The sequence below is a fragment of the Mycolicibacterium fluoranthenivorans genome (genome assembly GCF_011758805.1).
In the GTDB taxonomy this organism is placed as follows: Bacteria; Actinomycetota; Actinomycetes; order Mycobacteriales; family Mycobacteriaceae; genus Mycobacterium; species Mycobacterium fluoranthenivorans.
In genome coordinates this window covers 1,032,857-1,054,915 of record NZ_JAANOW010000002.1, presented here as the reverse complement: position 1 = coordinate 1,054,915, position 22,059 = coordinate 1,032,857, and the positions used below count along the sequence as shown (strand labels likewise).

At 67.3% G+C, this 22,059-nt stretch carries 18 protein-coding genes and 3 pseudogenes; 10 read left to right on the top strand and 11 right to left on the bottom strand.

Features of this window, described 5'->3' with window-relative positions; translation table 11 throughout:
• Nucleotides 1-6 precede the first annotated feature (6 nt).
• On the bottom strand, nt 7-501 hold the full coding sequence (locus FHU31_RS23030; protein ID WP_167162757.1) for a lipoprotein LpqH: 495 nt from the start codon (nt 499-501) through the stop codon (nt 7-9).
• Nucleotides 502-612: 111 nt separating this feature from the next.
• Here FHU31_RS23030 and FHU31_RS23025 point away from each other — a divergent pair, with 111 nt between their 5' ends.
• Nucleotides 613-918, top strand: a complete 306-nt coding sequence (locus FHU31_RS23025) for a hypothetical protein (RefSeq protein ID WP_167162755.1) — start codon at nt 613-615, stop codon at nt 916-918.
• Nucleotides 914-2,080 (top strand): winged helix DNA-binding domain-containing protein, encoded by a 1,167-nt coding sequence (locus FHU31_RS23020; RefSeq protein WP_167163017.1) that lies wholly within the window; start codon nt 914-916, stop codon nt 2,078-2,080. The genes FHU31_RS23025 and FHU31_RS23020 overlap by 5 nt, the downstream gene beginning before the upstream one ends.
• Here the strand turns inward: FHU31_RS23020 and uvrA are convergent.
• Nucleotides 2,070-4,982 carry an excinuclease ABC subunit UvrA gene (gene uvrA / locus FHU31_RS23015; protein WP_167162753.1) on the bottom strand — a complete coding sequence of 971 codons (2,913 nt, stop codon included), beginning with the start codon at nt 4,980-4,982 and terminating at the stop codon, nt 2,070-2,072. The two genes, FHU31_RS23020 and uvrA, sit on opposite strands and share 11 nt — an antisense overlap.
• 87 nt (nt 4,983-5,069) lie before the next feature.
• On the opposite strand from uvrA, the gene FHU31_RS23010 reads away from it, so the two are divergent.
• Both FHU31_RS23010 and FHU31_RS23005 read left to right on the top strand, forming a co-directional pair.
• On the top strand, nt 5,070-5,765 hold the full coding sequence (locus FHU31_RS23010; RefSeq protein WP_167162752.1) for an MBL fold metallo-hydrolase: 696 nt from the start codon (nt 5,070-5,072) through the stop codon (nt 5,763-5,765).
• A 4-nt stretch (nt 5,766-5,769) separates the two neighbouring features.
• Complete coding sequence (locus FHU31_RS23005; protein WP_167162750.1) at nt 5,770-6,285, top strand: DUF427 domain-containing protein; 516 nt, start codon at nt 5,770-5,772, stop codon at nt 6,283-6,285.
• Nucleotides 6,286-6,300: 15 nt separating this feature from the next.
• On the opposite strand, the gene FHU31_RS23000 is transcribed toward FHU31_RS23005, so the two are convergent.
• The 3 genes from FHU31_RS23000 to FHU31_RS22990 form a co-directional block, all read right to left on the bottom strand.
• Entirely contained in the window at nt 6,301-7,599 is a 1,299-nt protein-coding gene (locus FHU31_RS23000) for a cytochrome P450 (protein ID WP_167162748.1), read from the bottom strand.
• Between the two features lie 85 nt (nt 7,600-7,684).
• Nucleotides 7,685-8,599, bottom strand: coding sequence for an LLM class F420-dependent oxidoreductase (locus FHU31_RS22995; protein WP_167162747.1), 915 nt, complete (start codon nt 8,597-8,599; stop codon nt 7,685-7,687).
• 230 nt (nt 8,600-8,829) lie between these two features.
• Nucleotides 8,830-9,273, bottom strand: coding sequence for a universal stress protein (locus FHU31_RS22990; protein ID WP_167162745.1), 444 nt, complete (start codon nt 9,271-9,273; stop codon nt 8,830-8,832).
• 451 nt (nt 9,274-9,724) lie between these two features.
• On the opposite strand from FHU31_RS22990, the gene FHU31_RS22985 reads away from it, so the two are divergent.
• Nucleotides 9,725-11,260, top strand: coding sequence for a glycosyltransferase family 39 protein (locus FHU31_RS22985; protein ID WP_263988238.1), 1,536 nt, complete (start codon nt 9,725-9,727; stop codon nt 11,258-11,260).
• Between the two features lie 5 nt (nt 11,261-11,265).
• On the opposite strand, the gene FHU31_RS22980 is transcribed toward FHU31_RS22985, so the two are convergent.
• Complete coding sequence (locus FHU31_RS22980) at nt 11,266-12,063, bottom strand: nitrilase-related carbon-nitrogen hydrolase (protein ID WP_167162743.1); 798 nt, start codon at nt 12,061-12,063, stop codon at nt 11,266-11,268.
• 13 nt (nt 12,064-12,076) lie between these two features.
• A complete protein-coding gene (locus FHU31_RS22975) occupies nt 12,077-13,540 on the bottom strand; it encodes a PucR family transcriptional regulator (RefSeq protein ID WP_167162741.1) in 1,464 nt (487 codons plus the stop codon).
• Between the two features lie 119 nt (nt 13,541-13,659).
• Here FHU31_RS22975 and FHU31_RS22970 point away from each other — a divergent pair, with 119 nt between their 5' ends.
• Both FHU31_RS22970 and speB read left to right on the top strand, forming a co-directional pair.
• Nucleotides 13,660-15,123 (top strand): purine-cytosine permease family protein, encoded by a 1,464-nt coding sequence (locus tag FHU31_RS22970; protein WP_167162740.1) that lies wholly within the window; start codon nt 13,660-13,662, stop codon nt 15,121-15,123.
• Complete coding sequence (speB, locus tag FHU31_RS22965) at nt 15,120-16,064, top strand: agmatinase (RefSeq protein WP_167162738.1); 945 nt, start codon at nt 15,120-15,122, stop codon at nt 16,062-16,064. Before FHU31_RS22970 ends, speB begins: the two co-directional genes overlap by 4 nt.
• On the opposite strand, the gene FHU31_RS22960 is transcribed toward speB, so the two are convergent.
• Nucleotides 16,025-16,330, bottom strand: a complete 306-nt coding sequence (locus tag FHU31_RS22960) for a hypothetical protein (RefSeq protein WP_167162736.1) — start codon at nt 16,328-16,330, stop codon at nt 16,025-16,027. The genes speB and FHU31_RS22960 overlap by 40 nt on opposite strands.
• A 417-nt stretch (nt 16,331-16,747) precedes the next feature.
• On the opposite strand from FHU31_RS22960, the gene FHU31_RS22955 reads away from it, so the two are divergent.
• Together FHU31_RS22955 and FHU31_RS22950 are read left to right on the top strand one after the other, a co-directional pair.
• On the top strand, nt 16,748-18,781 hold the full coding sequence (locus tag FHU31_RS22955) for a toprim domain-containing protein (RefSeq protein WP_167162734.1): 2,034 nt from the start codon (nt 16,748-16,750) through the stop codon (nt 18,779-18,781).
• A gap of 11 nt (nt 18,782-18,792) precedes the next feature.
• Nucleotides 18,793-20,937, top strand: a complete 2,145-nt coding sequence (locus tag FHU31_RS22950) for a DNA gyrase subunit A (RefSeq protein WP_167162732.1) — start codon at nt 18,793-18,795, stop codon at nt 20,935-20,937.
• Nucleotides 20,938-20,944: 7 nt separating this feature from the next.
• On the opposite strand, the pseudogene FHU31_RS22945 reads toward FHU31_RS22950, so the two are convergent.
• Both FHU31_RS22945 and FHU31_RS22940 read right to left on the bottom strand, forming a co-directional pair.
• Nucleotides 20,945-21,232 (bottom strand): annotated as a pseudogene (locus FHU31_RS22945) (TM2 domain-containing protein); the annotation flags it as partial.
• Nucleotides 21,233-21,325: 93 nt separating this feature from the next.
• Nucleotides 21,326-21,517 (bottom strand): annotated as a pseudogene (locus tag FHU31_RS22940) (arabinosyltransferase C-terminal domain-containing protein); the annotation flags it as partial.
• Between FHU31_RS22940 and FHU31_RS31645 the strand changes: the two are divergent.
• Nucleotides 21,516-21,632: pseudogene (locus FHU31_RS31645) on the top strand (phospho-N-acetylmuramoyl-pentapeptide-transferase); the annotation flags it as partial. The pseudogenes FHU31_RS22940 and FHU31_RS31645 overlap by 2 nt on opposite strands.
• On the opposite strand, the gene FHU31_RS22930 reads toward FHU31_RS31645, so the two are convergent.
• Nucleotides 21,611-22,009, bottom strand: coding sequence for a hypothetical protein (locus FHU31_RS22930; RefSeq protein WP_167161184.1), 399 nt, complete (start codon nt 22,007-22,009; stop codon nt 21,611-21,613). The pseudogene FHU31_RS31645 and the gene FHU31_RS22930 overlap by 22 nt on opposite strands.
• Between the last annotated feature and the right edge of the window lie 50 nt (nt 22,010-22,059).

Sequence of the window (22,059 nt, the reverse complement as noted above, 5' to 3'; positions counted from 1 at the left end):
GGACGATCAGTTGCAGGTGACCTTGATCTCGAACTTCTTGCTGATCATCCCGGCCATGGGGTTCTTCAGGTCGGCGCCGGCGGCTTCACCGGTGATGGTGTAGGTGCTGCCGTCCACCTTCACATCTGCCGAACCGGTGTTCGCACCGCCCATGGAGGCCACGGCGAGGGCGTTCCCGTCCACCACCAGACCCAGCGACTCGACCTTCGGGGTTGCCTCGTCGGTCATCACGACGCCCAGGCCCTGCTGGCCGCCGATGGCACCGCTGGCGATGTTGATCTTGCCGCCCTGCTTGACGCAGGTCACCGTCTTGACGTCCAGGCCGGACAGGTCCTGGCCCTCGACCTTGACCTCGGTGCCACCACCCGAGCTGACCTGGGTGCTGCCGTTGTTGGCCGACGGCGTGCTGCCCTTCGATGAGCTGTCATCGGAGCAGCCGACCAGTACCGCGGCGGCCGCGACCATTCCGATGCCTGCAACCAGAACGCGATTCTTCGTCATTTCGTGAGAGTCCCTTCGTTTCGCCCGGCGCCCCGGTGGCGCGGCGTGGGAGAAGTACATCCGGGCGTCCTTGCTACCGATCCCAAACTTCGCGGTGGGTATCGTGGCGATATGGCCGATGAGCAGCAGTCTTCCGTCCCGCCGGAACCCGTGCCACCGGCACCGGTGCTGCCCGCCACCCCACCGGATCCCGGGTACGACCCCAGCGGTGTACCGACCTTCGAGTCGGTCCGGGAGAAGATCGAGAACAGGTTCGGTACCGCGATCGGCGCCACCGAACTGGCCGAGGCGACGCCGGAGGGCCGCTCGGTGACTGAGCAGTACGAGAAGCGTCAGGAAGCCGCTGCCGAACGCCTGCGCCAGATCCGGGAGTCGATGGATCAGCCCGAGAAACCCCGTGCCGGTGGTGACGATTAGGTCCTTCACGGTCGAGGAGCGGCGCGCCCGGCTGGCCCGACGGCATTTCCTGGCCTCGCGCGGCGGCAGCGCGGAGAGCGTCTCCTCGGCACTGGTCGGCCTGCACGCCAGCGATCCGGCGACCCCTTATCTGTCGCTGTGGGCGCGGATGCCGGGATTCACCGTCGCCGATCTCGACAGTGCGTTGTACGAGCGGCGGTCCCTGGTCAAACATCTCGCGATGCGCCGCACCCTGTGGGTGGTCGGCTCCGAGAGTCTGGCCGCGGTGCAGGCGGCAGCCAGCGACCGGGTGGCGGCCAACGAACGGCGCAAGCTGATCGCCGATGTCGAGAAGGGCGGGATCGCCACGGACGGTGCGGCGTGGCTGGACACCGCGTGCGCGGCGGTGCTGGCATATCTGGACACACACGGACCGACCGGTGCGGCGCAGCTGCGCACTGCCCTGCCCGAACTCGCGGGCAGCTACGACCCCGCACCCGGAAAACCCTGGGGCGGAGCGACGCCGGTGTCACCCCGGGTGCTGACGGTGCTGTCGGTGCGCGGCGATATCGTCCGTGGCCCGAACACCGGCGCGTGGACGACATCGCGGCCGCTGTGGGCGTCGCGGACGTCCTGGCTGGGTGACGGTGCGTCCGCCGACGCCGATTCGGCCGGAACCGAGCTGGTCCGCACCTGGCTGCGCGCCTTCGGGCCGGCCACCGTCGCGGATATCGCCTGGTGGTTCGGCCACACCCTGACGTGGACGCGGCGCGCCCTGGCCCAGGTCGGTGCGGTGCAGGTGGATCTGCACGGCACCCCCGGTGTGGCGCTGCCCGATGACCTGGAGCCCGAGCCTGCGGCCGAACCATGGTGCGCGTTGCTCCCCGGCCTGGATGTCACCACCATGGGCTGGTTCGACCGCGACTGGTACCTGGACGGTCACCGCGAGCAGGTGTTCGACCGCTATGGAAATGCCGGGCCGACCACTTGGGTAGATGGCCGCGTGGTGGGCGGCTGGGTGCACGACGAGGACGGCCGAGTGCACCTGCAGTTGACGGCGGATGTCACCGCGAGCGCACGGAAAACTCTGCAGCACAAGGCTGACGAGCTCACCGCCTGGCTGGACGGGGTGCGGGTGAAACCGCGGTTCCCCTCCCCGCTGACGAAGTCCGCTACGCGCTGACCTTGCGCCGCTTCCGGCTCGGGGCAGGCGCGGATACCGGCGCGGGCATACCGAGCATCTCTGCGAGGAACTGCCCGGTGTAGCTCTCCGGCGTGGCCGCCACATCCTCGGGGGTGCCCTGCGCGACGACGGTGCCGCCACCTGCACCCCCTTCGGGACCCATGTCGACGATCCAGTCGGAGGTCTTGATGACATCCAGGTTGTGCTCGATCACGATGACCGAATTGCCCTTGTCGACAAGACCGTTGATCACCTTGAGCAACTTGCGGATGTCCTCGAAATGCAGACCGGTGGTGGGCTCGTCGAGGATGTAGACGGTGCGGCCGGTGGACCGCTTCTGCAATTCGGCCGCCAGCTTCACCCGTTGCGCCTCACCACCGGACAGCGTGGGCGCCGGCTGTCCCAACCGCACATAGCCGAGCCCGACATCCACCAGCGTCTTGAGATAGCGGTGGATCGAGGAGATCGGCTCGAAGAACTCGGTGGCCTCCTCGATCGGCATGTCGAGCACCTCGGAGATGGTCTTGCCCTTGTAGTGCACCTCGAGGGTCTCCCGGTTGTACCGGGCGCCATGGCAAACCTCGCACGGCACATACACATCGGGCAGGAAGTTCATCTCGATCTTCAGCGTGCCGTCGCCCGAACATGCTTCGCAGCGGCCGCCTTTGACGTTGAACGAGAACCGGCCCGGCTGGTACCCGCGCACCTTGGCCTCGGTGGTCGCGGCGAACAGGGTGCGGATCTTGTCGAACACCCCGGTGTAGGTGGCCGGGTTGGACCGCGGGGTGCGACCGATCGGCGACTGGTCGACGCGGACCAGCTTGTCCAGTTGGTCGATCCCGTTGATCCGGGTGTGCCGGCCCGGGACCTGACGCGCGCCGTTGAGCTTGTTCGCCAGCACCGTCGCCAGGATGTCGTTGACCAGGGTGGACTTCCCCGACCCCGACACCCCGGTGACCGAGGTCAGCACCCCCAGGGGGAAGGCCACGTCGACCTCTTTGAGGTTGTGCTCGCGCGCACCCACCACGGTGAGCTGACGTTTGCGGTCCACGGGCCGGCGAATGGCCGGGACCTCGATGCTCTCCTTACCCGAAAGATAGGCTCCGGTAAGGGATTCCGGGTTCTTCAGCAGGTCCGCGTACGAACCGCTGTGCACGATCCGCCCGCCGTGCTCACCGGCATAGGGGCCGATGTCGACCACCCAGTCGGCGTGCGCGATGGTGTCCAGATCGTGCTCGACGACGATCAACGTATTGCCCAGATTGCGCAACCGCATCAGGGTGTCGATCAGCTTGCGGTTGTCGCGCTGGTGCAGACCGATGGACGGCTCGTCGAGCACATACAGCACGCCCACCAGTCCGGAACCGATTTGGGTGGCCAGCCGGATGCGCTGCGCCTCGCCGCCGGACAGCGTCGCCGCGGCCCGCGACAGCGACAGGTATTCCAGGCCGACGTCGAGCAGGAAGCCCAGCCGGGACTGGATCTCCTTGAGCACCTGCCCGGCGATCGCCTGCTCACGTGTGCCCAGGGTGAGTGCGTTGAGGAAGGCCGCGCAGTCGGCGATGGACAGTTCGGCGACCTCGGCGATGGACTTGGCACCGTGGGTCCCGGCCGCCAGGGTCACCGCGAGGATTTCGGGCTTGAGCCGGGTACCGGCGCATTCCGGGCACGGAATGTCGCGCATGAAGCCCTCGTAGCGTTCCTTCATCTGCTCGGACTCGGTCTGTTCCATCCGTCGCTGCAGGAAGGCGAGGACGCCCTCGAAGTCGGCGTAGTAGGACCGGGTGCGGCCATAGCGGTTCTTGTACCGCACATGAACCTGGTGGTCGGAGCCCTCCAGAATGGCCTTGCGTGCCTTGGCCGGCAGCCGCTTCCACGGGGTGTCGACGTCGAAGCCGAGCTCCTCGCCGAGGCCGGCCATCATGCGGGTGAAGTACTCGGAGGTGTGGCCCATCGACCACGGTGCCACCGCTCCCTCCGCCAGGGTCAACTCCGGGTCGGGGACGACGAGCTCCGGGTCGACCTCCTTCTTGATGCCCAACCCGGTGCATTCGGGGCAGGCGCCGTAGGGCGAGTTGAACGAGAACGACCGCGGTTCCAGGTCGTCGACGGCCAGCGGATGCCCGTTGGGGCAGGCCAGCTTCTCGGAGAAGCGTTGTTCGCGATGCGGGTGGTCGTCTTCGCGGTCGACGAAATCGAGGACGACGATCCCGTCGGCCAGGCCCAGCGCGGTCTCGACCGAGTCGGTCAGGCGCTGTTTGCTGCTGGCCTTGACGGTGAGGCGGTCGACGACCACCTCGATATCGTGCTTCTCCTGCTTCTTCAGCTTGGGTGGATCGGTCAGTGGATGAACCACCCCGTCCACCCGCACCCGGCTGTAACCCTGCGAGTTCAGCTTGTCGAAGAGATCCACGAATTCGCCCTTGCGGGTACGCACCACCGGCGCGAGCACCTGGAACTTGGTGCCGTCCTCCATGGCCAGCACCTGGTCGACGATCTGCTGCGGCGTCTGCCGCGCGATGCGCTCCCCACACACCGGGCAGTGCGGCGTGCCGGCCCGGGCGTACAGCAGACGCAGGTAGTCGTAGACCTCGGTGATGGTGCCGACGGTGGAGCGCGGGTTGCGGTTGGTGGACTTCTGGTCGATGGACACCGCCGGCGAGAGGCCTTCGATGAAGTCGACATCGGGTTTGTCCATCTGCCCGAGGAACTGCCGGGCGTAGGCCGACAACGACTCGACGTAGCGGCGCTGCCCCTCGGCGAAGATCGTGTCGAAAGCCAGCGACGACTTGCCGGACCCGGACAAACCGGTGAACACGATCATCGCGTCGCGGGGCAGGTCAAGGTCCACGCCACGCAGATTGTGCTCGCGCGCACCCTTGACGATCAGACGGTCAGACACACTCCACCCTTTCCGTTCCTGCGCAAGGCACAAGAATCCAGGCCCCATGCTAGGTGCCGGCACCGACAAGCCCGCTAGCGTGGGATTGTGAACAGCCCACACAGCCTCGTCAGCGACGACTACACCGGTCACGTCGACCCCGGGACCGCGGCCCGGCGCACCCTGCCCGCGGCCACCATCATCAAGGCATCCGTCGGCCCGATGGACAACAACGCCTACCTGATCACCTGTTCCGCAACCGGGAAAACCCTGCTCATCGACGCGGCCAATGACGCCGACCGGCTCATCGAGCTGATCGACACGTATGCCCCCGAGGTCTCGCTCATCGTCACCACCCACCAGCATCTCGACCACTGGCAGGCACTGCAAGCTGTGGCCGAGGCCACGGGTGCACCGACCGCAGCGCACGCGCTGGACGCCGAACCGCTACCCGTCACCCCGTACCGCATCCTCTCCGACGGCGACACCATCGACATCGGCGAGCTCACCTTCGACGTCATTCATCTGCAGGGTCACACCGAGGGGTCGGTCGCCTTGGCGCTGCGCGGCGGCGGGGACGGGGCGGGGGACGTCACCCATCTGTTCACCGGGGACTGCCTGTTCCCGGGCGGGGTCGGCAAGACGTGGAAGGACGGCGACTTCGAGCGGCTGCTCGGCGATGTGGCCACGAAGCTGTTCGACCGCTATCCGGATTCAACCGTGGTGCATCCGGGCCACGGCGATGACACCACTCTCGGTGCCGAGCGGCCCCATCTCGCCGAATGGCGCGCCCGCGGGTGGTGACCCGATGAGCAGCCGGCCCGTCCCCGACACACCGGGCCCCGGTCAGGAATCGGTGTGGGACTACCCACGCCCGCCCCGGCTGGAAGAGTTCCGGGGGTCGATCACCGTCGAACTCGGCGGCGAGCGGATCGCGTCGACCGAACGGGGCTGGCGAGTCCTGGAGACCAGCCATCCGCCGACGTACTACCTGCCTCGCGCGGCATTCGGTGACGGGGTGCTGCGCGACGCGGCGGGTTCGTCGTCAGGTGAGTGGACGTGGTGTGAGTGGAAGGGCGCGGCCAGCTACTACGACCTGGTGTCGGGGTCGGTCGTGGCGAAGCGGGCGGCGTGGACCTACCTCAAGCCGACGCGCGACTTCGCACCGTTGACCGGAGCAATCGCGGTGATGGCCGCGGATGTCGACCGCTGCACCGTGAACGGCGAGGAGGTCCTGCCGCAGCCCGGTGGCTTCTACGGCGGATGGATCACCAGCTGGGTGACCGGTCCCTTCAAGGGCATCCCCGGATCGACGGGCTGGTGAATCGCGGGGCCGGGCTCAATCCCATGCCACGGGCAGCCGCTTGATCCCGTGGATGAAGGCCGACCGCAGGATCGCCGGCTCGGCGGTCGCGACGATGTCGGGAACCTGGCGGTACAGCTCGTCGAAGACCACCCGGACCTCGCGGCGGGCCAGGTTGGCCCCCAGACAGAAGTGCGCGCCGCCGGCGCCGTAGCCGATCTGCGGGTTGGGGTCACGGGTCACGTCGAACCGGTAGGGGTCGGCGAACCTCTGCTCGTCGCGGTTGGCCGAGGCGTACCACATCGAGATCTTGTCGCCGGCCTTCATCTGGATGCCGCGCAACTCGATGTCTTCGGTCAGGTTGCGTCGCATGAAGATGAGCGGTGAGCCCCACCGGACGATCTCCTCGACCGCCGTCGGAGCCACCCGGTCGAAATCCTGCCACCAGATATCGCGCTGCTCGGGATAGCGGGTCAGCGCCACCATCCCGTGGCTGATGGCGTTGCGTGTCGTCTCGTTACCCGCCGCCGACAGCAGGATGAAGAACGAGGCGATCTCCGCGGAGCTCAGTCGCTCGCCGTCGACCTCGGCCTGCACCAGATTGGTGGTCAGGTCCTCGGCCGGCTTGGCCCGCCGTTGTTCGGCCAGGTTCATCCCATAGTTGGCGAGATTCGTTGACACCTTGAGGATTTCGTCGTAGTCGCCGGACACTTCGTCATCGCCTGCGCCGAGCAGCACCGTCGTCCAGTGGAAGATCTCGGCCTCGTCCTCCTCGGGGATGCCCATCAGATCGCAGATGATCTGCAGCGGCAGTTGGCCGGCCACCTCGGATACGAATTCCGCCTCGCCGTCCGGGTGCCGCTCGACCATCTGCGCGACCAGCCGGCGGGCCCGCTCGCGCACACTGTCCTCGATGCGCGCCACCACCTTGGGAGTGAAGGCCCGGTTGACGATGCCGCGCAAGCGCAGGTGGCGCGGATCGTCGAGGGTGATCATCGAGCCGAAGAACTCGGAGATCTCGGCAGGCACATCCGACAGCGAGGTGCTGGTCGGGCTGGAACTGAAGATCTCAGGGTGTCGGCTGGCGTGACGCACGTCGTCATAGGTGGTCAGCGCCCAGTGCCCCGCCCCCGACGGGAACCCGGCGAACTCCGGCACCCCGAAGAAGGTGATCGGCGATTCACGGCGCAGGGTGGCGAAAGCACCGTCGCGCAGGTCGTCGTCCCACTCCCAGAACTCCAGCGAGCCGAGATCGATATCGCCGAGCGGCACGTCGGGCGGTGGTGCACCGTTCCTGCGGGGTGGGATTCCGGTATGAGTCAGTGTTGCGGTCATCGTCGACCTCCCGTCAGTGCCGAGTGTGGCACCGCGACAAGTGGTCTGTCCGCAATTTCTCCGCCGGAGTCACCGAATTTTGTCTTCAGAGCTTGGCGATGACCTGCTCGCCGAACTGCTCGACCGCCTCGACAGCGTGGGCCAGGCTGTCACCGGGCACCTGCACCTGGATCCAGGTGACACCGCAGTCGGCCAGCGCGGCGACACCGTCCAGGTAGGCGGCGGCGTCGAAGCCGTCCGCACCGGGTACGCCGCCCTGGCTGTTGCTGAAGGTGATGTCGACGGTCGCCGGATCGCGACCGGTCTCGTCGAGACGCCGCCGCAGATCGCCGATCCCCACTTCGAGTTCCGCCAGCGATTCCAGCGATGCCGTCCGGGCGGTCTGGGCCAGCACCGCGGGTGCGGGAAACGGGCACCATCCGTCGCCGTACAGCGCGGCGCGGCGCCTGGCGGCGCCGGTGTTGCCGCCGACCCAGATGGGCGGGGCGACGGCCGGGCGGGGATGAGCGGTGACCCCCGCGGCCGTGAAATGCCTGCCTTCGAAGCTGTAGTCATCGGTGGTCCAGATGGCCCGGATCACCTGCAGTGCCTCGTCGACCAGGCCTGCCCGCTCCTCGAAATCGACGCCCAGGGCCATGAATTCACGCTTGAGGTAACCGACGCCGACGGCCAGGGTGAAGCGCCCACCCGACAACAGGTCGAGCGTCGCACCGGCTTTGGCGACCACGAAGGGGTTGCGGTACGGCAGCACCACCACATTGGGTATCAGCCGCAGGGTCGTGGTGTGTGCCGCGGCAAACCCCATGGCCACGAACGGATCCAGGGCGTCATGCCCGCCGGCCCGCAGCCATTTCTCGGTGGGGGCCGGGTGATCGGTGAATCCGAAACCGCCGAAACCCGCCTTCTCCGCTGCCACGGCCACCGCCGCCACCCCGGCCCCGCCGACCAATTCGGGGTTGTACGGATGGCTGTGCATTGGATGCGTGAACGCGAATTTCATCGGACTCCACTCGAGGTCGGCGAGGGACCCGGCCGCCCGGAGAGCCAGATGTCCTGCCCGGCCGGAATTCTCACCGGTTCACGGCCCCGCCGGAGCGCACGACTCTGATCGGATAGCGGCACGTCCACCCGGACACCGTGACATTTCATCGTACTTTTGTAAAGTCCATCAACGGCCGGAGATGCAAAAAGCCCGGCACACCGCAGTGTGCCGGGCCTTCGGACGTGATGTCAGGACGTGTGCACGATGAGCACGTCGACCTTCGACCGACGTGCCACGTTCGCGGGCACCGAGCCCAGAAGCCGGCCCGCGATGGTCGAAAGACCGACGTTGCCGACCACCAGCAGATCCGCTCCGGAATCATTGGCCAGGTCGACCAAGGCATCGACGGGTGCCCCGACGATCGCCTTCTCCTCGATATCCTTCGCGCCCGCGACCTTCGCGCGATCGCTCGCTTCCTTGAGGATCGCGTAGATAGGGGCGTTGCCGGTCGTCTTGTAGCCCTCGTCCTTCAGCACGTCGGCGGCGTGGTGGTCTTCGCTCTGCGGGAAGTATGCCGTCGCGACGATGAGTTTCGCGCCCGCTCCAGCAGCGATCTCTCCGGCGCGTTCCACGGCACGCAGTGACGAATCAGATCCGTCCGTGCCGACGACCACGGTCCGATAGGCGCTCATTCATGCCCTCCAAGTGTCAGTAGCTAAGCCAACGCAGACAGTAACCCTTTGCTCGGCGGCCGTGGGCGCGATTCGCGACACCCGGCGCGCCGACCACCGTCCCGTTGGCGCCTTTCGAATACCGATGGTATCGGTCAGGCGTCCGGATCAGGCCTTTTGGTGATGCAGGACATGGGCTGGACGTGACCTGCGTCAAAGCCCGTCCGGCCCCTGCCGAGGGTCACAACGGTACCGAATTTCGTTCACTGCGCCGATGTTTGGCACCTCAACGGCGTCCAGGGTCGACATCCGCCGACATGGCGGTGCCATGTCGGCGGCAAAATCACTGTCCGAGAACATGTATCCGGTGCCGTCCCGTCGGCGAACACCGGACCCGCACCGACGTGCGGTAGCGGCACCGCGGGCCGGGTATTACGGTTCTGCCCTATAGCGAAAATCGGGGGTCCGCCAGGTGCAACTGTCACAGCTCACGCTGGGCCGGCGTGATCCGGCCGCCCGGTTGCGCACCGGCGGACTCGACAGTGTCCTGGTCGGAGTCTTCGCCGTAGTCGTGAGCGCGGCCGGGGCGGCCCGCCCTTCGCTGTGGTTCGACGAGGCGGCCACCATCTCCGCGGGGACCCGCACCGTCGGCCAGCTGTGGGGTCTGCTGGGCAATATCGATGCGGTGCACGGCGCGTACTACCTGCTGATGCACGGGTGGTTCACGGTGTTCCCCGCCACCGAGTTCTGGACCCGATTCTCCAGCTGCCTGGCCGTCGGCGTCGCCGCCGCCGGGGTGGTGGCGCTGGCCCGGCAATTCGTCGGCCGTTCCTCGGCGGTCACCGCGGGTGTGGTGTTCGCGATCCTGCCGAGGATGACGTGGGCCGGGATCGAGGCGCGGTCCTACGCGCTGACCGCAGCGGTCGCCGTGTGGCTGACGGTGCTGCTGGTCGTATCCACGCGCCGGCAGCGACCCGGTTTGTGGGCGTGGTACGGCGCCGGCCTGGCGCTGGCCACCGTGCTCAACGTCTTCATGGTGCTGCTGGTGCTGGTGCACGCGGCCCATGTGGCGACCCTGAGAGCCCGCCGGCCGGCGGTCGCCTGGGCGGTCGCGACCGGCACCGCGGTCACCGCGGTCGCGCCGTTCCTGTTCTTCTGCCGCACCCAGATCGCGCAGGTGCACTGGATCTCTCCGCTGTCGGCCGGCACATTCGGCGAGCTTCTCAAGAAGCAGTACTTCGATCAGAGCCTGGCGTTCGCCGTGTGCGCCGCAGCGATTCTTGCGCTCCCGCTGGTGTTCCGGCGACTGCGGCCGACCGACCCCGGCGCACAGGCCCTGATCCGGCTCGCGCTGGCATGGGTGATACTGCCGACCGCCGTCATGCTGGCGTATTCCGCTGTGGCCGAACCGATCTACTACCCGCGTTACCTGACCTACACCGCCCCGGCCATGGCACTGCTGCTCGGTGTGTGCATCGTGGCCCTCGTACGGACCCGCGAGCGGGCCACCGCCGCGGTGGCAGTGCTCGCCGTCGCCGCCACCCCGAACTTCCTGGTGGTCCAGCGCGGCCCGTACGCGAAGGAGGGTATGGATTTCAGCCAGGTCGCCGATATCGTCACCGCGCACGCCGCCCCCGGGGACTGCCTGATCATGGACAACACCACCACCTGGCTACCCGGCCCGATCCGGCCCCTGACCGCGGCCCGGCCCGCGGCCTACGCCAAGTTGGTGGACCCGGGCCGTGGCGCGCGCGCCGCGGACCGAAACCGGCTCTGGGACGCACATCTGGGCATCTGGGGGGTGGCCGACCAGGTCCGCAAGTGCACGGTGCTGTGGACGGTGTCGCAACGGGACGCGTCCGTGCCGGACCACCAGAGCGGCCCGGGCCTGGATCCCGGCCCGCGGTTGCGCCGGGCACCGGCGTACCAGGTGTCCGAGCGGATGGGGTTCCACATCGTGGAGCGCTGGCAGTTCAACTTCGCGCAGATCGTGAAGTCCACCCGCTGACGGGCTCAGTACAGTTCGGGGCGCCGGTCGCCGAAGAGATCGACGTGAGCGGTCAACGATTTGTCGTGGGTCACCGAAAGGTCGACGTCGGCGATGGCGATACCCGCGCCGGACCCCACACTGTCGAGTACCCACCCGTCGGGTGAGACCACCACACTGCCTTCGGTCCACGGCTGGCCACGTTCCACGCCGGTGCGGTCACAGCAGGCCACGGCCACCTTGCTGGCCCGTGCGGTGGCCATGGCATTGATCACCTCACCCGGATGCTCACCCTCGGGCCGCGGGAACAACGGCCAATTGACCGGTGCGGCAATGAGTTCGGCCCCAGCCAAGGCCACCGGCCGGGTCAGCTCGGGGAATTCCAGGTCGTAGCAGATCATCACGGCGATGGCGCCGTGCCGGGTGGCCAGCACTTGCGGGACCGCGGCACCCGGGGTGAAGATCAGCTTCTCCCGGTCCCACAGATGTGACTTGCGGTAGAACCCCAGCACGCCGGTGGCATCGAGCATGACCGCGCTGTTGTACAGCAGCCCGTCCGGGCCGATCTCCGGGAAGCCGCCGACGACGATCGCGTCACCGGCCGCGCCGATCCAGTTCGCGAACGACGTGGTGGCGGCCGGCAGGGCGTGCGCCCGGGCCTCGTCGGCGTCGTCGAACATGTACCCAGAGGTGGCGAGCTCCGGAAGAACGATGACATCGGCGCCGGCCGTGACGGCAGCTCGGATCTGCTCGACGATCACACCGCTGTTGGCGTCGGGGGCTCCGAGCTGGGGTGCGATCTGTGCGCACGCGATCCGGGTCATCAGCGAAGTCTAGTCACGGCAGCGCCGTGCGGGCCTTGAGCGCCAGCCACAACTCCATCCGGTCGTCGCCGTCATCGAGCCGGCGCCCGGTGAGTTGCGCGATTCGGTCGATGCGATTGCGAACCGTGTTGCGGTGCACAGACAACCGAGCAGCTGCCGGATCCCACGCACCGTTGACCCGCAGCCATTGATCAAGCGTCCGCAACATCTCGGCCCGGTCCCCCGGTTCGAGCGCCTCCAGTGGCGCCAGCACCGCGTCGGCGAATCCACGGACCGCCTCGGTCGCCCCCAGCGATAGCAGCAAGGACACGGTCTCGCCTTCGACCGCGCTGACGGTGCGGCCGAGTCGTCGGCTGACAGCGACCAGGGACCGCGCCTGCATGGCCGAAACCCCCAGCGTGTCAGGGCTGGTCGCTGCGCCGATGCCGGTGGGCAGTCCGCCGGCATGCGACTGCAGGGTCTCGGTGAGTGCGTTCAGATTCCAGTGCGCGATCTCCACCGTGTGGCCGTGGACCCGGACCAAGGCTCCGTCCAGGGTGGAGCGCAGCCGGAACGCGAGCTCCTCCCCCGCCTCGTCCACCACCGCGACGTGGCAGTGCTCGGCGGTCAAGCCGACGCTCGACGCAAGTTGTTGGGCGCGTTCGCGTTTGATCCCGGTGCGCAGTAGCTGTCCGAATACCTGTTCCCTGCGCCGACGCTCGGGCTCATCGGAGAGTTCACGCCGCTCGCGGTCCACGGCGATGAGCGAGACCAGCACGGTCGACGACGCGCGGGCGGTGGCGTCCATATCGGCGCCGAACGCCACGAACGCCAGGGGTATCTGCGCGCCGATGGTGTGCACCTCCAACCCATTGAGCACCGCCCAATTGCGTCCCTCCATCTGGGCGCAGGCCCGGCGTGCCTGTTCGACGGTGTCCGGCGGGGTCCCCGGGCTGGCGGCTACCAGTCCGCCGGCACCGTCGCACACCACACATGGGGTGGCGCTCGTCGAAGCCCACGCCGCGAGCAGCGCCGGCAGCGGTGCGGAGCTCGTCGCCACCGCGGTGAGCCGCCGATTGTTCTCCATGGCCTGTTGAAGTCCACGACGTTCCTGCCGTGCGATGGTTTCGAAGACCCATTTGGTGACGGCGATGAACGGGGTCTGGTCGGGCACGACGAGCATGGCGATACCCTCCTGCTCCGCGGCCGCCCGCAGCGGTTCCGGACATTCCCGGTACGGCAGCCCGTGGCCGACTCCCAGCGCGAGTGCGGCCACACCGGCCGCGGCGCATTCGGAAACGTAGGTGCGGCACGCCGCGGCGTTCATCGGTAGCAGCAGGCCGACGGTCATCAGGAGCTCGCCTCCGCGCAGCCAGTCCCCGGGCGAGGTGAGTTCGGAGACATGCGCGGTGGTGATCTCGCGTTCCAGCCCCGCCGCGCCGGCCACCACTGTCAGCTGCAGTGACGCAGCGGTCGCGACATCGCGGACGGTGATCACCGCCGCTCCGGTGTCTTGTACATATCGTCCAATCTTAATGGTCAGACTGAACAAAACGGCTATGGCTTCCAACAGCAGATTTGGCCAAAGTATGACCACCGCCACACAGGGAGATAGACATGGCCATGCCCAACGCCGACCGGACGGCGACGTTGATCGAGACCCGCTCCATCGACTACGTGCCCGATGACGAACGGCACGGCAAGGTCGCCCACCAGGGGCCGTTCTGGTTCGTCGGCAACTTTCAGCCGTTCACCCTCGCGCTCGGGTTCGTCGGACCCAGCCTCGGCCTCTCGCTGTGGTGGACGGTGGTCGCAGGAATCGCGGGCATCGCGTTCGGCACCCTGTTCATGGCCTTCCACGCCACCCAGGGGCCCGTGCTCGGGCTGCCCCAGATGATCCAGTCGCGGGCGCAGTTCGGCTTCCGCGGGGTGCTGGTGCCGCTGATCGGCACATTGTTCACCTTCGTCGGGTTCAACGTCGTCGATGTCGTCATCCTCAAATCCGGCCTCCAGGAGATCTTCGGCTGGAATTCGGCCGTGGTGGCGGTGGTGATCACCGTGGTGGCCGCCGGCCTGGCCATCTTCGGACATGACTTGCTGCACAGAGCTTTCCGCGTGCTGTTCTGGATATCCCTACCGCTGTGGCTGGTACTCACCTACGGAGTGCTGTCCGGCGGGGTACCCGGAACCGATTCGGTTACAGGCTCTTTCACTTGGGTCGCGTTTCTGGCCCAGTTCGGGGTGGCCGCGTCCTACAACATCACCTATGCGCCCTATGTATCCGACTACAGCCGGTACCTGCCGCGGGGCACCCGGCCGGCGGCGATCATCGCGTCGGTATTCGTGGGAGCCACCGCATCCCCGGTGTGGTTGATCCCGCTGGGCGCCTGGATGGCCACCTACTTGGGCGCCTCCGATGCGCTGGCCGGGATCAACACCACCGGCAACGCCACGGTACCGATGCTGGGCAGCGTGCTGGCGGTGGTCGCGACACTCGTACTGGTGGCGACCATGGGCCTCAACGCCTACAGCGGGATGCTGACGGTGGTCACCGGGCTGGATTCGGTGCGTTCGGTACGCCCCACGCGGAGGTTGCGAGTGATCACCATCGTGGTGCTCGCGCTTGCCTGGCTGGCGATGAGCCTGCTGTTGTCCAACGCGACGGCGGCGCTGAACACCACGTTGCTGATCATGCTGTACCTGTTGGTGCCGTGGACCGCGGTGAACCTCACCGACTTCTTCTTCGTACGCCGCGGGCACTACGTCATCGCCGACCTGTTCACCCCGGCGGGGGTGTACGGCGCCTGGTCCTGGCGCGGGCTGGTGGCCTTCGCCGCGGGCATCGCCGCAGAGATCCCGTTCGTGGTGCTGCCGTTCTATACCGGCCCGGTCGCCGCTGCGATGGGCGATGTCGATATCGCCTTCATCGTCGGGCTGGCGGTGTCCGGTCTGGTGTACATCGCGCTGACCCGGTCGCTGAACTTGTCCCATGAGCTCGCCCTCATCGCCGAGGATCCATCCCTGGCCGATCCCGCCGATGCGGTGGCGATCGCCAACACCGTTGAAACGGAGGAGAAATGACCGATCCGATCGGTCCGGTGGATGCCACGCGCCGGCCCCGCTACACCGAACCCGGCACCTTTGCGCGACTGCCGCGCATCGACCAGGTCGACAGCGCCGATGTGAGCATCGTGGGCATCCCGTTCGACAGCGGGGTGTCCTACCGGCCCGGGGCCCGCTTCGGACCCGGTCATGTCCGCGCCTCGTCGAAACTGCTGCGGCCGTACAACCCCGCGGTCGGGATCGAACCGTTCGCGGTTCAGCAGGTCGCCGACTGCGGGGATATCGCGGTGAATCCGTTCGACATCGCCGAGGCGATCGAGACCATCGACACCGCCGTGACCGATCTGCGCAAGGACGGCTCGAAGGTGCTGACCATCGGCGGCGACCACACCATCGCCCTGCCCATCCTGCGGTCCCTGGCCCGCGATCACGGCCCCATCGGCGTGCTGCATTTCGATGCCCACCTGGACACCTGGGATACCTACTTCGGGGCACCGTTCACCCACGGCACGCCGTTCCGCCGGGCCAGCGAGGAGGGTCTGATCGATATGGAACGGTCCCAGCACATCGGCATTCGCGGTCCACTGTACAGCAAGCACGACCTCGAGGACGACGCGGTGCTCGGATTCCAGGTGATCCGCTCCGACGACTACGAATTCGACGGCGTGGCATCGATCGTCGAGCGGATGCGCAAGCGCCTCTCCGGCGGCCCGGTCTACGTCTCGGTCGACATCGACGTGCTCGACCCCGCACACGCGCCGGGTACGGGCACCCCCGAAGCGGGCGGCATGACGTCGCGGGAACTACTGAACACGCTGCGTGGGCTGGTCGGGCTGGAGGTGGTCGGGGCCGACATCGTCGAGGTGGCGCCCGCCTACGACCATGCCGAGATCACCGGCATCGCCGCAGCGCACGTCGGTTACGAACTGCTCTCGGTGCTCGCGGCCAATCGGGGTTGACCGGGCCTGGCGTGCCGGCCCGCGAAAGGGCGGTGATGGGGCGAGGTTTCGGGGAATCGCCGGTGCAACCCGTCGATCAGCCGGTGCGCCTCGTAGAGCTCGCGCCGCAGATCGCCGGCCCGGGGATCGACCCGCGCGTTGCCACGCGACCGTGCCCTCCGATTTCGTGCATCGACGATTTCCAGTTTGTGCGAGATGTCGGCGACTTGGTCGTAGAGAGCGGTCAGTAGCTGTCGCGCCTGGCTCACCGCCGCATCTTCTGTCACGCAGGGATCTTCTCACCATTTTCTAAGGTGCGCGCACCGGGGTGGGCGTTCCGCGGCAATCGACGAACCCCTTTCCCGCCCCGGCGAACACCGTGACTTTGCTCGAGAATGCCTCGACCTGGCAAAGGCCGAGAGGGCGTGATTTGCCGCCGGCGACTTCCCCCTCCCTGCGTCGACAAGCAAGGTTTGCGGTCGAGCACGTCTGCTGCCAGGCGGCCGGTCGATGTGTGCGCGATCACCGAATTCTTCGACTGCTTCGGCCTGGCGATGGGTGTGGTGTCACCTCGCCGAGGCAGAATGCTTAAGCCGCCCGCCGATCGGGGGGCGGCTGACACGGCGAGGGCAGGCTCGCTGGGCAGTGACGCACCGACGGGATCCGGCCGCGCCGCGGCATCGGCCCTGGTGGAAGGGATAGCAGTGAGTTACAACGCCGCAGACATCACCGAGCTCGACGATGTCCAGCACACCCGCCTGCGGCCGGCGGTGAACCTCGGCCTGGATGTTCTCAACACGGCCCTGCGCGAGTTGGTGGACAACGCGGTCGAAGAGGTCGCCGACCCCAGCCACGGCGGCTCGACCGTCACCATCACCCTGCACGCCGACGGATCGGTCAGTGTCGCCGATGACGGCCGTGGCCTGCCCGTCGACTCCGACCCCGTCACCGGGAAGAACGGCATCGTCAAGACACTGGGCACCGCGCGGGCCGGCGGCAAGTTCTCCGCCCATTCCGACGCGACCAGCACGGGTGCCGGACTCAACGGGATCGGCGCCGCGGCGGCGGTGTTCATCTCCGCACGCACCGATGTGACGGTGCGCCGGGCCGGAAAGACCTACCTGCAGAGTTTCGGCGGCGGCTACCCCGGCACCTTCGAAGGCAAGGACTTCGACCCGAACGCCCCGTTCACCCGCTCCGACACGCAGAAACTGCGCGGCGTGGGTAACCGTAAGCCGGATGCCCACGGCACCACCGTGCGCATCCTGTTCGACTCGGCCGTGGTGCCCGATTCCAGCGTGGATGTCGGTGAGGTGCTGTTGCGGGCGCACGCCGCGGCGCGGATGTCGCCAGGTGTGCACCTGATCGTGGTCGACGAGGGGTGGCCGGGCGGAGAGATCCGGCCCGAGCTGATCGAGCCCTTCCACGGTCCGTGGGGCACCGATACCCTACTGGACCTCATGTGCACCGCCGCCGGCACTCCCGTACCCGGCGTGCGCGCCGTGGTAGAGGGCCGCGGTGAGTACACCACCGGCCGCGGGCCGACCCCGTTTCGCTGGTCGCTGACCGCAGGCCCGGCCGAACCTGCCACCGTCGCCGCGTTCTGCAATACCGTGCGGACCCCGGGTGGGGGGTCCCACCTGACGGCCGCCGTGAAGGGGCTGTCCGAAGCCCTGGCCGATCGCGCTTCCCGGATCCGCGACCTCGGCCTGGCCAAAGGCGAGGACGGTCCGGAGCCGCAGGATTTCGCGGCGGTCACCGCACTGGCCGTCGACACCCGCGCCCCCGATGTGGCATGGGACTCCCAAGCCAAGACGGCGGTGTCCTCGCGGTCGCTGAACCTGGCGATGGCCCCGGATGTGGCGCGCAGCGTCACCGTATGGGCGGCCAACCCCGCCAACAGCGACACCGTGTCGTTGTGGACGAAACTGGCGCTGGAATCGGCGCGAGCGCGGCGCAGCGCCGAAGGCGCCAAGGCCCGGTCCCGCGCGGCATCCAAGGCCAAGGGCCTGGGCACCAACCTGTCGCTGCCACCGAAGCTGCTGCCCAGCAGGGAGACCGGCCGCGGATCCGGTGCCGAGTTGTTCTTGTGCGAGGGCGATTCGGCCCTGGGCACCATCAAGGCGGCGCGCGACGCCACCTTCCAGGCGGCCTTCCCCCTGAAAGGCAAGCCGCCCAACGTCTATGGGTTCACGCTGAGCAAGGCACGGGTCAAAGACGAGTTCGATTCCATCGAACGCATCCTGGGCTGCGGCGTGCGTGACCACTGCGATCCGGAACTGTGCCGCTACGACCGCATCCTGTTCGCCTCCGACGCCGACCCCGACGGCGGCAATATCAACTCCAGCCTCATCTCGATGTTCCTGGACTTCTACCGCCCACTCGTCGAAGCGGGCATGGTCTACGTGACGCTGCCGCCGCTGTTCGTCGTCAAGGACGGCACGCAGCGGATCTACTGCCAGGACGAATCCGAGCGCGATGCCGCGGTGGCCCAACTGAAAGCCACCTCCAAACGCAAGGTCGAAGTACAACGAAACAAAGGTCTCGGCGAGATGGATGCCGACGACTTCTGGAACACCGTGCTGGATCCGCAGCGGCGCACCGTCATTCGAGTGCATCTCGACGACGGCGAATCCAAGCTGCACCACACTTTGTTCGGCGGGCCGCCGGAAGGCAGGCGGACGTGGATGGCCGATATCGCCTCCCGCGTCGACACCTCTGCTCTTGACCTGACGTAGGAGAACTCATTGTGACCGCCACCCTGGACGTGCCCGAGCAGAACCCCGATCTGGTGCTCGACCAGAGCGCAGATGACTACTGGAATCACTACCAGCTGACCTTCGCGCTCTACAGCGTCAGCGACCGCGCCATCCCGTCCGCGTTCGACGGGCTCAAGCCCGGCCAACGGCGCCTGCTCTATCAGATGCACGATTCGAAGCTGCTGCCCGGTAACAAGCCGCAGAAATCCTCCAAGGTCTGCTCAGCCGTCACCGGCAACCTGCACCCGCACGGCGGCGCGTCGATGTACGGCGCCGCGGCACTGATGGCCGCCGAGTTCCAACGGGTGAAAGTCATTGACGGGCAGGGCGCATTCCCGCGCATCCAAGGTGACATTCCCGCAGCTGACCGCTATACCGAGATGCGGCTGTCGGCACCCGGTGCAGCACTGACCGCCGAACTCGACGATCACGCCGTACCGATGGTCTCGACGTTCGACGGAGAGTGGATCGAGCCGACAGTGCTGCCGGCGCGCTGGCCGGTGCTGCTGTGCAACGGTGCCGTCGGTATCGCCGAGGGCTGGGCCACCAAGGTGCCGGCGCACAACCCCCGCGAGATCATGGCCGCCTGCCGGGCGCTGCTGGCGACGCCGAAGATGACCGACGACAGGTTGGTCAAGCTCATTCCCGGCCCCGACTGGGGCTGCGGCGCCACCGTGGTCGGCACCGCCGGGTTGCGCGAATACCTCACCACCGGACGCGGCGCGTTCACCGTGCGCGGCACCGTATCCGTGGAGGGCAAGAACGTCATCATCACCGAGCTTCCGCCCGGTGTCGCCAGTTCCACTGTCCAGGAACGGATCCGGGCCTTGGTCGAGTCCGGGGAACTCCCCGGTGTGGCCGATATGTCCGATCTGACCGACCGGCGTAACGGGCTGCGGATCGTGGTCACCGCCAAACGTGGTCACAATGCCGAGCAGATCCGTGAGCAGTTGCTCGCACTGACACCGTTGGAGTCCACCTTCGCCGCCAGCCTCGTCGCTCTCGACGAGGACCGGGTACCTCGCTGGTGGTCGGTACGTGAACTGATCTCGGCATTCCTGCACCTGCGCGACTCGGTGGTGGTGCGCCGCAGCGAGTATCGCCTGGAGAAGGTCACCGCCCGTCGCCACCTCGTGGCCGGCCTGATGCTCATCCACCTCGACATCGATGCCGCGGTGGCGGTCATCCGCAGTTCCGATACCGTCGACGAGGCTCGCCAGGGCTTGCAGGAGCGCTTCTCGATCGACGCCGAGCAGGCCGATTATGTTCTGGGACTGCAGCTTCGACGGTTGACCCGACTCGACGTCATCGAACTGCAGGCCGAAGCCGAAAAACTGGATGCCGAGTTCCTCGAACTGACCGAACTGGTGTCGAACCCCGACGCGCGACGCGCGGTCATCGACAAGGAACTGGTGGAGACCGCGAAACTGTTCAAGGGAGCCGAGTTCGACCGTCGCACGGTGCTGGACTTCGAGGCCACACCGACGGTGGCGGGCTCCGATGAGGACGGGGCGCGCGAGCGGAAGGTCAATGCCTCCTGGCGTCTTGATGACCGCGGGGTGTTCTCCGACAGTCACGGTGACCTGCTCACCTCGGGCCTGGGGTGGGCGGTGTGGACCGACGGGCGCGTCAAGTTCACCACCGGCAACGGCCTGCCCTACAAGATCCGCGACATCCCCGTGGCGCCGGACATCACCGGGTTGGTGCGCTCAGGTGTGCTGACACCGGGGTATCACCTGGCGCTGGTGACCCGGCGCGGAAAGGTGTTGCGCATCGACCCCGCCGCCGTGAACCCGCAGGGTGCGGCCGGCAATGGTGTGGCCGGGGTGAAGCTGACGGCCGGTGACCCCGGCGACGAGGTCATTGCCGCGCTGCCGCTCACCTGCGAGAACGGCGAGGCTGTCCTTTCGATCTCCGAAAAGGGTTGGAAAGTCACCGAAGTCGCCGATATTCCGGTGAAGGGGCGCGGTGGCGCAGGCGTCACGTTCCACCCGTTCGTCAACGGCGAGGACGCGTTGATGGCGGCGTCGGTCTCCCCCGCCGGGTTCGTCCGAGGCGGCAAGCCGGTGCGTGCCGAGAAGCGTGCGAAGGCTTCGATCAAGGGTTCCGGCAGGGATGTGACGCCCGCGACCTAGCAACCGCTCAACTACGCAGCGGGCGGCCTTCCACGTCGGGCACCTTGCCGAGAAGGATCAGGATGCCATCGATGAAGGGCCAGATGCCGCCGATTCCCAGCGTCAGCCAGGTGACCGCGATCTGCGCGACGGCCAGCTTGGTGTACCCGAGGTAGAAGCGGCCGAGCCCGAAGCTGCCGAGGAGGATTCCCAGCAGACCCGCGGTCACCTTGCTCTTGTCGGAGAGCGGCCGACCGGTCAGCGGATCCACTCCGGGGTGGGCCGGCTGAGGTGCGTAGGTGGGGTCTTGCTGGGGCTGAGGTGTTGTTGTCATGGCGGTAATCGTCGTTGCGGTCCTTGGAATAATCTTGGAGCTCGCGCACGCCGATGTGGACGATCGTTCGCGCGCTCACGGGCCGATACGGATCGGCCCCGGGTTCCAGAGGCCGCTACGGGTGGCGGTCGCGAGGTTCAGGTGCGCTTCGGGGGCTTCGACGACGGGATCGAAGCGGCGTAACGAACCCCAGTCGCGGCCCCAGTCCCGGGACAGGTAAGTGGGGACCTGGGTGACACCGTTGGCGTGCAGCATGGGCTGCGTGCACCACTTCGAGCTGATGAACTGGCCGGAAAGCACACTGACCATTCGATTATGGCTGATCACGGCCATCTCCTGCGGTCTCGGAGTCGCGCTCTTCTACAGCGAATGGTTGACGGCCGCCGCGAACTGCACGTGCTTTCTCTCAGCTCGCTCGCTTCGTCGCGGAATCAACTGCGCCACTTCCGGATCGTCCTGGTGGGCCGGCGGGCTCGGGTGACTTGTCTGCGCCACTCGTATTCGCACGGCAAGATCGCGCAGTGCGGTCTCCTCATCACTGCCGACGAATCCATTTATCCACGCCCACAACGACGCCACGAGGGCAGGAGGCAGCGTCGCGCCGTTGCCCACGAATCGTTCGAGAAGTTCTCTGATGGCGACGTTCTGCTCGCCCGCGCCGATCTTGACGCACAGGCATGAATTCACCGCGTCCGCGAGGAACGGCTTCGCCGATCCCAGGAGAGCCCAAGCAAATTCGTTCTCGTCAACTGTGTTCATCACCGCACTCCGAGTCATCGGACGGTTTCGGGTACGGTCAGCACGAGGCG